This is a genomic window from Kaistia defluvii (assembly GCF_026343955.1).
Classification (GTDB): domain Bacteria; phylum Pseudomonadota; class Alphaproteobacteria; order Rhizobiales; family Kaistiaceae; genus Kaistia; species Kaistia defluvii.
Genome location: NZ_JAPKNI010000002.1, coordinates 512,287 through 524,218, shown reverse-complemented (window position 1 = coordinate 524,218; position 11,932 = coordinate 512,287). Strand labels below are relative to the sequence as shown.

The window sequence follows — 11,932 nt, the reverse complement described above, 5'->3', positions numbered from 1 at the left end:
GAGCGCGCAGCTCCTGTGACCGGCATCACAAACGCGCCAGACGAGAATTATTTCCATTCAATTATAAATACTTAGCTGTGCGAGCCCCTTCATGCCGCAGCTTTACCTGAAGCCTTCCGACGCCTAGACTGCGCGCCTTGGTAAGGACGGCCTCCGGGAGAGAGACATGCGCGCTATGGGCGGAATTCGCGGTGCGAGCCGATTGCTGGGGCTCGCTTTCGGCCTGGCGCTTTCCCTGGGCGGGCTGGCCGCCCCGGCGCAGGCGCAGGATGGCGAGGCGCGCCGCGTCATCATCAGCCGCGACGCCGACTATCCCGGTTTCGACCTGCAGACGATCAAGGACATCGACCAGAAGACATGCGCCACGGCCTGCGTCGACGACCAGTCCTGCAAGGCCTTCACCTACAATACCAAGGCGAAGTGGTGCTTCCTGAAGAGCGATTTCGGCAGCCTCGCCGTCGCGCCGGGCGCCAATGCGGGCCGCATCGTCGTCGCCAAGGCGATCGACAAGACCACCCAGGAAAAGCGGATCGAGGAACTCACCTTCCTCGGCCCCTCCCCGTTCGAGGCGGCCAAGGCGCAGCTTAACACGCTGGCGCGGGACTATCCCTCGCATGGCGTCGGCTATGACACGATCCGCCAGGGCGCCGACCGGGCGCGGGCGAACGGCAACACGACGGAACTGGAGCGCGATCTCGGCGCGATGCTGGCGATTGCCCCCGACGACGCCGGCATCTGGCGCGAATTCGCGCTCGGCCTGCTGAAGCGCAATCCCGACGACTATTCGCAGCGCCAGGAAGTGCTGGCGGCCGCCACCTCCGCCGCCATCAACGCCTATCTGCGCGCCGACGGCGCCGGCGATCAGGCGCTGTCGCTGGCCCTGCTCGCCCATTCGCTGGAACGGCGCGAGATGTGGAAGCAGGCGATCAAGGCCTATCGCCTCAGCCTCGAATACAAGCAGGACCCGCAATTCCGCGCCGCCTATGACAAGCTGATCGCCGAGCGCGGCTTCCGCATCGTCTCGAACACGGTCGATGCCGACGCCGCCTCGCCGCGCATGTGCGTCGTCTTCTCCGATCCGCTGCCCGTCGCCGACACGACGCTTTCCGATTATGTGATCGTCGAGGGCGGCAAGGGTCTGGCGGTCGAGCCGCAGGACAGCCAGATCTGCGTCGACGGGCTGAAGCACGGCCAGCGCTATACGCTGCGCTTCCGCGCCGGCCTGCCCTCCGCCGATGGCGAGAAGCTGGCGCAGACCGCTTCCGTCTCCAGCTATATCCGCGACCGCGCCCCCTGGGTCGGCTTCGCCGGCAACGCCTATGTGCTGCCCGCCGGCCAGGGCGCCTCGATCCCGATCGACAGCATCAACACCGACCTGATCGACGCCGAGGTCTACCGCATCGGCGACCGCTCGATCGCCATCGCGGTGCGCGACGGCAATTTCCTGCGCCAGCTCGACAGCTATTCCGCCGGTCAGATCGCCAACCAGTCGGGCGTCTCCGTCTGGAAGGGACAGATAGAGGTCGGCGCCAAGAAGCTGAACGAGACCATCACCACGGCGATCCCGATCGGCGACGCCGTGAAGACGATCGAACCCGGCGTCTATGTCATCACCGCCAAGGCGGCGACCAAGGGCTCCAGCGACAACGGCTATGATTCCTCGCTGGCGACGCAATGGTTCATCGTTTCCGATCTCGGCCTGTCGGCGCTTTCCGGCAATGACGGCGTCCATGCCGTCATCCGCTCGCTCAACACGGCGCAGGCGCTGGCCGGCGTGAAGGTCAAGCTCGTCGCCACCAATGACGAAGTGCTGGGCGAAGCGACCACCAATGCCGACGGCTATGTGCATTTCGAGCCGGGCCTGGCGCGCGGCACGGGCGGCATGGCGCCGCAATTGCTCGTCGCCCAGACGGCGGCCGGCGACTACGCCTTCCTCGACATGAAGAAGACGGCTTTCGACCTGACCGATCGGGGCGTCGATGGACGCCCGGCGCCCGGCCCGCTCGACACCTTCTTTACCTCCGAACGCGGCATCTACCGCCCCGGCGAGACGGTGCATCTTACGGCGCTGCTGCGCGACGCGCAGGCCAAGGCCGTCAACGGCCTGCCGCTGACGCTGGTGGTCGATCGTCCCGATGGCGTCGAATTCCTGCGCACCAAGCTCACCGAAGAGGGTCAGGGCGGCTACAGCCATGACGTCGCCATTCCCGACGGCGCCCAGCGCGGCGCCTGGCGTTTCCAGCTCTATGCCGACCCCGATGGCGCGGCACTGACCGAAATCTCGGCCCTGGTCGACGATTTCGAGCCCGAGCGGATCGCCTTCGAACTGAAGACCACGGCCGAACGGCTGACCTCCGGCGGTACCTTCCCGATCCAGCTGACCGCCAAATATCTCTACGGCGCCAAGGCGATCGGCCTCGGCGTCGACGGCGACATCATCGCGACGCCCACCAGCACCAGCGCCGACTATCCGGGCTTCTCCTTCGGCCTCGCCGACGATCCCGTTGAAAGCATCAGGGATTCGCTCGGCGCCAGCGCCGTCACGGATGATGCGGGCGAGGCCAGCTTCGACGCCACCGTGCCGACGCTGCCCGAGACGACCAAGCTGTTCAACGCCGAGATCGTCGTTCGCGTCACCGACACCAATGGCCGCGCCGTCGAGCGCCGGCTGTCACTGCCGGCCGATGGCACCAAGCCGCATATCGGCATCAAGCCGGATTTCGACGGCAGCGTCTCGGAAGGGGCGGCCGCCGGCTTCGAGCTGATCGCCATCGGCCCGGACGGCAAGCGCATCGACGCCAAGGGCGCGACCTGGCAGATCGAGAAGCTCGACACGAACTACCAGTGGTATCGCCGCGACGGCGCCTGGAAGTATGAGGCGATCACCACGGCGACCCGCGTCGCCAATGGCACCGTCGACCTCGATGCTTCGAAGCCCGCCTCCATCGAGGGCAAGGTCGACTGGGGCCGCTTCCGCCTGACGGTGGCGCTCGCCGGCGAGACGCCGACCTCCTCGAGCTACAATTTCGACGCCGGCTGGTATGTCGACGCCTCCGCCGCTTCCGAGACGCCGGACATGCTGACCGTCTCGCTCGACCAGAAGAATTACGAGCCCGGCGACACCGCCAAGCTGCGGCTCGACCCGCGCTTCCCCGGCATCGCGCAGATCATGGTGATCGACGACCGCGTCATCGACATGAAGACGGTCGAGGTTCCCGAAGGCGGCACCACGGTCGACTTGGACGTGACGGCCAATTGGGGTCCGGGCGCCTACGTGACCGCCACCCTGTTCCGGCCGATGGACGTCCAGGCCAAGCGCATGCCGACGCGCGCGCTCGGCCTCGCCTGGGTGCCGGTCGACCCGGCCGATCGCCGGATCGACGTCCAGCTCGACACCGAAGACCAGATCCGTCCGCGCGGTCCCCTCACCATCCCCGTCACGCTCGCCAATCTGAAGAAGGGCGAGGAGGCCTATGTCACGGTCGCGGCCGTCGATATCGGCATTCTCAACCTGACCCAGTTCAAGACGCCCGACCCGGACGGCTGGTATTTCAGCCAGCGCCGGCTCGGCATGGAGATCCGCGATCTCTACGGGCTGCTGATCGACCGCATGCAGGGCGTTCCCGGCCGTCTCCGCTCCGGCGGTGATGGCGGCGCGCCCGGCCTGAAGTCGGTGCCGCCGACCGAAAAGCTCATCGCCTATTATTCCGGCGTAGTGAAGGTCGACGAGAACGGCAAGGCGACGATCACCTTCGACGTGCCCGACTTCAATGGCTCGGTCCGCGTCATGGCGATGGCCTGGTCGAAGGAAGGCATCGGCCATGCCGAGAAGGAAGTCATCATCCGCGATCCGATCGTGGTGATGGCCAGCCTGCCGCGCTTCATGACGCCGGACGACCAGAGCCGCATCCTGGTCGAGATCAACAATGTCGAAGGCCCGGCCGGTGATTTCCAGCTCACCGTCGATGCGCCCGGCGTCGCGATCGATCCCGGCGATGCCGACAAGCAGGTCCGGCTGGAAAAGGCCGGCCGCATGACGGTCGCGCTGCCGATCAAGGCGGTCGACATTGGCGACCACCAGATCACCGTCAGCCTGGCGAGCCCGGAAAACGGCCAGACCTTCGACCGCAGCTACATGCTGGGCATCCGCCCGGCCGGCCAGCCGGTTTCGCGCCGTTCGCTGATCTCGCTTGCGCCCGGCAACAAGCTGACCGTCGACGAATACGCCTTCGCGGAATTCGTCCCGGGAACGACCAGCGCGACGCTCGCCATCGGCGGCTCGGCCAAGCTCGACGTGGCGGCGATCCTCGCCTCGCTCGACCGCTACCCCTATGGCTGCACCGAGCAGATCACGTCCAAGGCGATGCCGCTGCTCTACCTCAACCAGGTGGCGGCGACGATCGGCATCGCGCAGGACAGCGAGCTGCGCAAGCGCCTGCAGGATTCGATCGGCAAGGTGCTCGACAACCAGTCGTCGTCCGGCTCGTTCGGCCTCTGGGGACCGGGCTATGAGGATCTCTGGCTCGACGCCTATGTCACGGATTTCCTGACCCGCGCCAAGGCGGCCGGCTATCTCGTGCCCGAGGTCGCGTTCAACAACGCGCTTGACAACCTCTCCAACAAGGTCGGCTATGCGCCCGACTTCGAGAAGGGTGGCGAGGCGATCGCCTATTCGCTCTACGTGCTGGCGCGCAACGGCAAGGCGGCGATTGGCGACCTGCGCTACTACGCTGAATCGAAGCTGAACAACTTCGCCACGCCGCTGGCGCAGGCGCAGATCGGCGCGGCCCTCGCGCTGTATGGCGACAAGGCCCGCTCGGGCTCGGTGCTCAAGGTGGCGATCGACAACCTGCAGCGCCACTACGGCCCGATGCTGGCCGGGCGCGAGGACTATGGCTCCACCCTGCGCGACCAGGCGGCGGTGCTGACGCTCGTCGCCGAGAGCGGCGACAAGCGCTTCGACGTCAAGACCCTGGTCGACGACGTCGCCACCACCCGCGACAACCGCCGCTACATCTCGACCCAGGAACAGGGCTGGATGCTGATGGCGGCGGCCGCGATGATGTCGGACCTGAGCCAGGCGTCGATCGATGTCGATGGCAACGCCGCCGACGTGCCGCTCTACCGCAAGCTGCTCGGCTCCGACGTCTCGCCGCGTCCGCTGGTGGTGGAGAACACCAGCGACGTGGCGCTCGACGCGGCGTTGACGCTGACCGGCATCCCGGCCACGCCGGAACCGGCCGGCGGCGAGGGCTTCACCATCACGCGCAGCTATTTCAACACCGACGGCAGCGAGGCCGACCCGACGACGGTCGGTCAGAACGACCGGCTGGTGGTGGTGCTGCGGGTGCTGGCCGACAAGCAGCGTTTCGGACGGCTGATGGTGGTCGATCCGCTGCCGGCCGGCTTCGAGATCGAGAACCCCAACATCTCGCGCTCGGGCGATACGTCCTCGTATGAATGGCTGAAGGTCGAGACCAATGTCGCCCATACAGAGGCCCGCACCGACCGCTTCGTCGCGGCGGTGACCCGCTCGGCCGGCGATCCGCTCGAATTCTCGGTCGCCTATGGCGTGCGCGCCGTGTCGCCGGGCCAGTTCGTGCATCCGGCCGCGACGGTGGAAGACATGTACGACCCCGACCGCCAGGCCCATACCGACACCGGTTCGGTCGAGATCGTCGGCCCGACCACGACGAAGTGAGCGGACGAAACGCATGATCACGCTCGCCGTCATCCCGGGCGAAGACCCGGGATCCATACAGCCGAAGCCTCCGGCTGAATGGATCCCCGCTTTCGCGGGGATGACGGCGAGCGTGGGATTTGCGCCGAGCCTCGACAGGCGGCAGCCATGAACGGCAAGCCAGATCGGGGTTCGCTCAAGAGCCGGCGCCCGCTTGCGGGAGAGGGTTGGGTGAGGGGTTTGCTTGCCTTCGCTCATCCGACGAAGAGAAATAGAAAGACCCTCACCCCTGCCCTCTCCCGCGCCGCGGGAGAGGGGGAAGAAGTGTCTCGGCCGCGCTCCAAATGGCCTCGCCGCGCCGCCATTGGCGGGCTGTCGCTCGGGCTGGTGGCGTTCTTCTCCTATGCCTGGCTTGGCGGCGTGCTGGCGGAGATCGACCGGACCCTGCCGCCCTTGCCCGATCCGGCGAAAATCCCTACCTCGCAGATCGTCGTCGACCGCAGCGACACGCTGCTGCGGCCCTACACGATCGCCGAGGGGCGCTGGCGACTGCCGGTGACGCTCGCCGATGTCGATCCGATGTTCCTCACCATGCTGAAGGGCTATGAGGATCGGCGCTTCGACGCGCATCGCGGCGTCGACTGGCGCGCCTTTGCCCGCGCCGCCGGGCAGATCCTGCGCAATGGCCATGTCGTTTCCGGCGGCTCGACGCTGACGATGCAGGTCGCGCGCCTCGTGCAGGGCGGCTCGACACGGCAGGCGGAGAGCAAGCTGAAGCAGATCGTCCATGCGCGGGCGCTCGAACAGAAGCTCGACAAGACCCAGATCCTGTCGCTCTACCTGGCGCTCGCTCCTTATGGCGGCAATCTGGAAGGCATCCGCGCCGCGACGCTCGCCTATTTCGGCAAGGAGCCGCGTCGGCTGACCATCGCCGAGGCCGCTTTGCTGGTCGCCCTGCCGCAATCGCCCGAGGCGCGGCGGCCGGACCGGGACCCCAGGGCGGCGAAGGCGGCGCGCGACCGCGTGCTCGACCGGCTGGTTACCGCCGGCATCCTGGACGAAGAGACCGCCGCCTCGGCCAAGACCGAACGCATTCCGGAAGCAAGAAGACCGTTCCCGATGCTCGCCGCGCATCTGGGCGACCAGGCGCGCAAGCGACATCCCGCCGATCCGGTCATCAAGCTCACCCTCGACGGTCGGCTGCAGGCGAAGCTGGAAGCGCTGGCCAGCACGCGCGCGGCAAAAGTCGGCGCCAAGGCCTCGGTCGCCATTCTGGTCGCCGACCAGGTCACCGGCGACATCCTCGCCTCGGTCGGCTCGGCCGGCTTCATGGATGACGGCCGCAACGGCTATGTCGACATGACAGAAGCGGTGCGCTCGCCCGGTTCGACGCTGAAGCCGCTGATCTACGGTCTCGCCTTCGAGCAGGGCCTTGCCCATCCGCAAAGCCTGATCGAGGACAAGCCCTCCGCCTTCGCGGGCTATGCCCCCGTCAATTTCGACGGATTCTATCGCGGCACGGTGACGATCCACGACGCGCTGACGCAGTCGCTCAACGTGCCGGCCGTGCAGGTGCTCGACGCGGTGGGGCCGGCGCGGCTGATCGCGCGGCTGAAGCGCGCCGCCGCCAATCCGCGCCTGCCGGACATGTCGGCGGCGGGCCTCGCCGTCGGCCTCGGCGGCGTCGGCATCTCGCTGCGCGATCTCGTCTCGGTCTATGCGGCGATCGCGCGCGGCGGCCGGCCGGTGGCGCTGCATCCCGAGCCGGTGCCGATCGTCGTCTCGGCCGATACCGCGCCCGTGCTCGATCCGCTGGCCGCCTGGTATGTCGCCGACATCCTGGCCGACGTGCCGCCGCCCACCATCGGCGCGCGCGGCCGCATCGCCTACAAGACCGGCACCTCCTATGGCTATCGCGACGCCTGGTCGATCGGCTTCGACGGCCGCACGGTGATCGGCGTCTGGGCGGGACGGGCCGATGGCGCGCCGGTCTCCGGCCTTTCCGGCATCGGCACGGCGGCGCCGGTGCTGTTCGAGGCGTTCGACAAGATGGGCGGCGAGCGCGCACCGCTGCCGACCGCCCCGCGCGGCGCGCTGATCGCTTCCAATGGCGAGTTGCCGCCACCGCTGAAGCGGTTTCGCGGCACCGACACCCTCGCAAATCGGGCGCCGGACACGCCGCAGATCGCCTTCCCCCCGGACGGCGTCCAGGTCGATCTCGGCATCCGCGCCGGCGATCCGATGCCGCTGATGATCAAGATCCGCAACGGCCAGCCGCCCTTCACCTGGTTCGCCAATGGCGTGCCGATCGCGCAGACGCCGTTCTCGCGGGCCGAAAGCTGGGAACCGGACGGGCCGGGATTTGTTACCTTGTCCGTCGTCGATTCGGCCGGGCGTTCCGACCGCGTGACGGTCTTCGTGGAATAGGCCAGAACGGAGCCCTGCGATTTCCCTCCTTGAACGCCATTGGCGCCAGCACACCCACTTCTACCAATCCATCCTCGTCGCCCTCGTCGCCTATTTCCTCATCCGCCTGGTGCGGCCGGAATTCGCGATGATCGCGTCGGGCGACGTGTTCTTCATCGCCTATCTGTTCTTCCTGTTCCGGCTTGCCGCGAAGGCCAATCTCGAGACGCTGCGCAAGCGGGCGCGACGGGAGGATGAAGGCATCGTCCTGATCGTCTGCCTGACGCTCGGCGCCATCGCCTTCTCGTTCTATTCGATCTTCTCGATCCTCAACGGTCCCAATACGACGGCGGCGCATCTGGCGATCGCCATCATCAGCATCCCGCTCGGCTGGACCGTGTTCAACACGCTGTTCGCGTTCCACTATGCCCGGCTCTATTACGCGCCGGCGGGAACCGACAATGATGCGGACGGCAAGGAGGACGATGCCGGCGGCCTGATCTTCCCCGATACGCCGGAGCCGGTGATCTGGGACTTCTTCTATTTCTCGTTCTGCCTCGGCGCGACGTTCCAGACCTCGGACGTCAATGTGCGGACGACCGGCTTCCGGATGGTGATGATGTTCCACTCGATCGCGTCGTTCGTCTTCAACACGACGCTGCTGGCGCTTGCCATCAATCTCGGCGCCAGCGTGCTCACCTAGGCGGGACCATCGGCAGCCGGCGGCGGCGGCGCGGGATGACGCGCCTCCTCCAGGGCCTGAAGACGCTCCAGCCAACGCCGCTCGATCGGCTTGGCAACGATCAGGACGAGGAAGACCAGAACCAGCGCGAGGATCACGACAGGCCAGTCGCCGAGCCCGCTGGTAACCCCGAGCGCTGCCGCCACCCAGACGGTCGCGGCCGTGGTCACGCCATGTACGACCTCGTCCCGTTTGCCGCGCCGAAGGATGGCGCCGGCGCCGATGAAGCCGATGCCGGCCAGCACACCCTGCACGACACCCTGCAGCACCCGGCTCTGCGCATCGGGGTGGCCGACAAACATCGTGATATGGCTGACGCTGACCGTCGCCAGCGCCGCGCCGAGCGAGACCAGCGCCAGGGTGCGCATGCCGGCGGGCTTTTCCCGGGCGTCGCGATCGATGCCGATCAGCAGGCCGCAGAACACCGCCACGCCCAGGCGAAGCGCCGTATCCAGATAGAGATCCATCGACAGACCCGCCCCTCTCCCATGCCAATGCGTGTGTTCGCATAGTCGCATATCCGCGTCGCCATGCCAGCCGCGCCGCCGCCGCACCCATGGGCGAAATGGCGGGACGGCGCTCAGTCCGGCGTTGCCGCTATGCCAAGGCGGGAGAGAACCCCGATCATCGCGCGCATTCCATAGGGCTTGCCCAGGAAGGCGACGCGCGGGTCGTTGGCGAGCGCGGGGTCGAGATCGGCGGGATCGCCGCCGCTGGCAATGACGACCGCAACCTCGGCCAGCGCCGCCAGAATGTCCTTGGCGAGATCCTCGCCGGAACGATCCGGCAGGCCGACATCGATGATGATGGCACGATAGGGATGGTCGGCCCCGCCCAGGCGAGCCGACGCCTCGGCGGCCGAGCACGCGAGTTCGACGACAAAGCCCAGATCCTCGAGCATTTCGGCAACCGCAGACCGAACCAGCGGCTCATCCTCGATCAGCAGGATCACCGGTCCGCCCTCAGCCATGGCGATCGCTCCAAAAGGCGGGCGACTCGGCAAGCGGCGCACGGAATGCCGCGAACGGTGTTCCGACCTGGCTCGCGGCATGGGCAATGGGACTCGGCGACAGATCGATCACGACGCGGCCCTCGCTGCGGGCCGAAATCGACCCTACGCCTCTACGCTCCGGGGCCAACGACGTTACCGCGATCCCCCACCCCGACCTAGCGATGGAGAGATTTAGCTCCGAAGATGGTTAAGATCGGAGGCTCGCGACGGCCTGTGACAAACTCGCGTCGATCGGCGTTTCCAGACGCCCCAGCCACAAATTGGACGAAGACAGCGCCTAGCTCCGCGGGGCCGACAATCGGCTGCTCCGGAGTTCCTGATGCCGACGCTCACCATCCGCACCGCCCTGATCGGGCTTGCCCTGTCGTTCCTGATGGGCACGGCGGCATCCGCCAGGTCGCATGACATCGAGCTGAAGCTGCGCATCGCCGCGCCGCCGCCGGGCCCGCGCGTCGTGGCGCTGACCTTTGATGCCTGCTCCGGCGCGATCGACCAGCGCATCCTGAAGGAACTGGTGGACAACCGCATCCCGGCGACCCTGTTCGTCACCCATCGCTGGCTGAAGCGGAACGCCGCCGCCATGGCCGTCGTGATGGCCCATCCCGAACTGTTCGAGGTCGAGAACCATGGCGACCAGCACGTGCCCGCCATCACCGACATTCCGAGCCTCTATGGCGTGAAGACCGCCGGCTCGCTGGAAGCGGTGCAGCGGGAGGTCGATGGCGGCGCCCTGGCCGTCCGGCAGGCGACCGGCAAGCCGCCGCGCTGGTTCCGCGGCGCTACCGCCGTCTACAGCCGCGACGCGCTCGACCAGATCCGCGCCGCCGGCTATTCGATCGCCGGCTTCTCGCTCAATGCCGACATGGGCGCCTCGCTGCCGGCCGCCACCGTCGCCAGGCGCATCGCCGCCGCGAAATCGGGCGACGTCATCATCGCCCACATCAACCAGCCGGGCCATCCGGCCGGCCTCGGCGTGGTCGAGGGCATCCAGCGCCTCGTGGCGTCCGGCACGGTGTTCGTCAAGCTCGACGACGTCCAGACCCAGGCGAGCAACTGAGGGTCTTGCTTCCGACCGGGAACGCTACGCCAGCCGATACCAGCGCCGCGCGCTGCCTTCGAACAGGGCCGCCTGCTCCTCCGCCGAAAATCCCCGCGTCGCTTCCTTGAACACGTCGACCCACTCGGCGAAGCCGATATGCAGGCCGGCGACCGGATGGTCGGTGGCGAACATGGCGCGCTCCGGCCCGAACGCATCAATGCAGGCGTCGATCACCTCGCCCAGGCTCTCGCGGGTCCATTGCGGGTCATAGGCCACCGGATCGGAGATCTTGATCGCGACGTTCGGCGCCGCCGCCAGCAGACCGAGCCCGTCGCGCCAGCGCTTCATGCCTTCGGCGTCGCGGTCGATCGGGCTGGCGCAATGGTTGAGGATGAAGGCGATGTCGGGGAAATCCGCCACCAGCCGGCGCGTGCTTTCGAACTGATGCGGCGTGATCAGCAGATCGAAGCTGAACCCGTGCTCGCGGAAGCGGGCCAGGGTGGCGCGCCAGCGCGGATCGTCCATGCGGTCATTGTCCGGCATGCGGCGCTTGGCCGGGTCGGGATGCCAGCTCAGGATCTCGCGGATGCCGACGACGCGGCCGTTGGCGGCGTGCGCCTCCAGCACCCTCTCGGCGCCGGGGTCGAGCAGCGCGGCATGGGCGACATAGCGCGCGGCGATGCCCGGCGAACGCTCCAGCGTATCGAGCCAACGGCTTTCCCCGGCCGGGTCCGCCGGATCCCAGTTCGCCTCGACATGCACGCTGGCGACGATGCCCTGCGGGACGGCCAGCGCCTCATAGTCGGCCACCAGATGGTTCCGGCGAAACGGCGCCAGCTCGTCGGATGGGTCGCCGCCCTCCAGCCAGCCATGCTTGCCGAGCCCGAGATCCCAGAAGTGATGATGGGCGTCGATGATCGGCCCGTTATAGCGTTGCCCCGTCATATCCCCGTTCCCAAGGGAAAAGGCTGCCGTTACGACGTCCTTTTCCACATATGATACTTGATTTTGAAATAGGGGACAGGCTGGCGCGCCCTGTCAAGGGCGGGCTAC

The 11,932-nt window shown here is 67.4% G+C and carries 7 protein-coding genes; 4 read left to right on the top strand and 3 right to left on the bottom strand.

What is annotated here, in order from left to right; genetic code table 11:
• The first annotated feature begins 166 nt into the window (after nt 1-166).
• The 3 genes from OSH10_RS06750 to OSH10_RS06740 all read left to right on the top strand — a co-directional run bounded on the left by OSH10_RS06750 (nt 167) and on the right by OSH10_RS06740 (nt 8,789).
• Complete coding sequence (locus tag OSH10_RS06750; protein ID WP_266330870.1) at nt 167-5,701, top strand: alpha-2-macroglobulin family protein; 5,535 nt, start codon at nt 167-169, stop codon at nt 5,699-5,701.
• A 303-nt stretch (nt 5,702-6,004) separates the two neighbouring features.
• Nucleotides 6,005-8,107 carry a penicillin-binding protein 1C gene (gene pbpC, locus OSH10_RS06745; protein ID WP_266330869.1) on the top strand — a complete coding sequence of 701 codons (2,103 nt, stop codon included), beginning with the start codon at nt 6,005-6,007 and terminating at the stop codon, nt 8,105-8,107.
• A gap of 127 nt (nt 8,108-8,234) precedes the next feature.
• Nucleotides 8,235-8,789: a DUF1345 domain-containing protein gene (locus OSH10_RS06740; protein ID WP_266330868.1), complete on the top strand. Its 555-nt coding sequence runs from the start codon at nt 8,235-8,237 to the stop codon at nt 8,787-8,789.
• Here the strand turns inward: OSH10_RS06740 and OSH10_RS06735 are convergent.
• Both OSH10_RS06735 and OSH10_RS06730 read right to left on the bottom strand, forming a co-directional pair.
• Nucleotides 8,786-9,295 carry an MgtC/SapB family protein gene (locus OSH10_RS06735; RefSeq protein ID WP_266330867.1) on the bottom strand — a complete coding sequence of 170 codons (510 nt, stop codon included), beginning with the start codon at nt 9,293-9,295 and terminating at the stop codon, nt 8,786-8,788. The two genes, OSH10_RS06740 and OSH10_RS06735, sit on opposite strands and share 4 nt — an antisense overlap.
• Nucleotides 9,296-9,408: 113 nt before the next feature.
• Nucleotides 9,409-9,798 (bottom strand): response regulator, encoded by a 390-nt coding sequence (locus OSH10_RS06730; RefSeq protein ID WP_266330866.1) that lies wholly within the window; start codon nt 9,796-9,798, stop codon nt 9,409-9,411.
• A gap of 361 nt (nt 9,799-10,159) precedes the next feature.
• Here OSH10_RS06730 and OSH10_RS06725 point away from each other — a divergent pair, with 361 nt between their 5' ends.
• Nucleotides 10,160-10,897, top strand: a complete 738-nt coding sequence (locus tag OSH10_RS06725; protein ID WP_266330865.1) for a polysaccharide deacetylase family protein — start codon at nt 10,160-10,162, stop codon at nt 10,895-10,897.
• A gap of 24 nt (nt 10,898-10,921) precedes the next feature.
• On the opposite strand, the gene OSH10_RS06720 is transcribed toward OSH10_RS06725, so the two are convergent.
• Nucleotides 10,922-11,824 (bottom strand): amidohydrolase family protein, encoded by a 903-nt coding sequence (locus tag OSH10_RS06720; RefSeq protein ID WP_266330864.1) that lies wholly within the window; start codon nt 11,822-11,824, stop codon nt 10,922-10,924.
• Nucleotides 11,825-11,932: the final 108 nt, after the last annotated feature.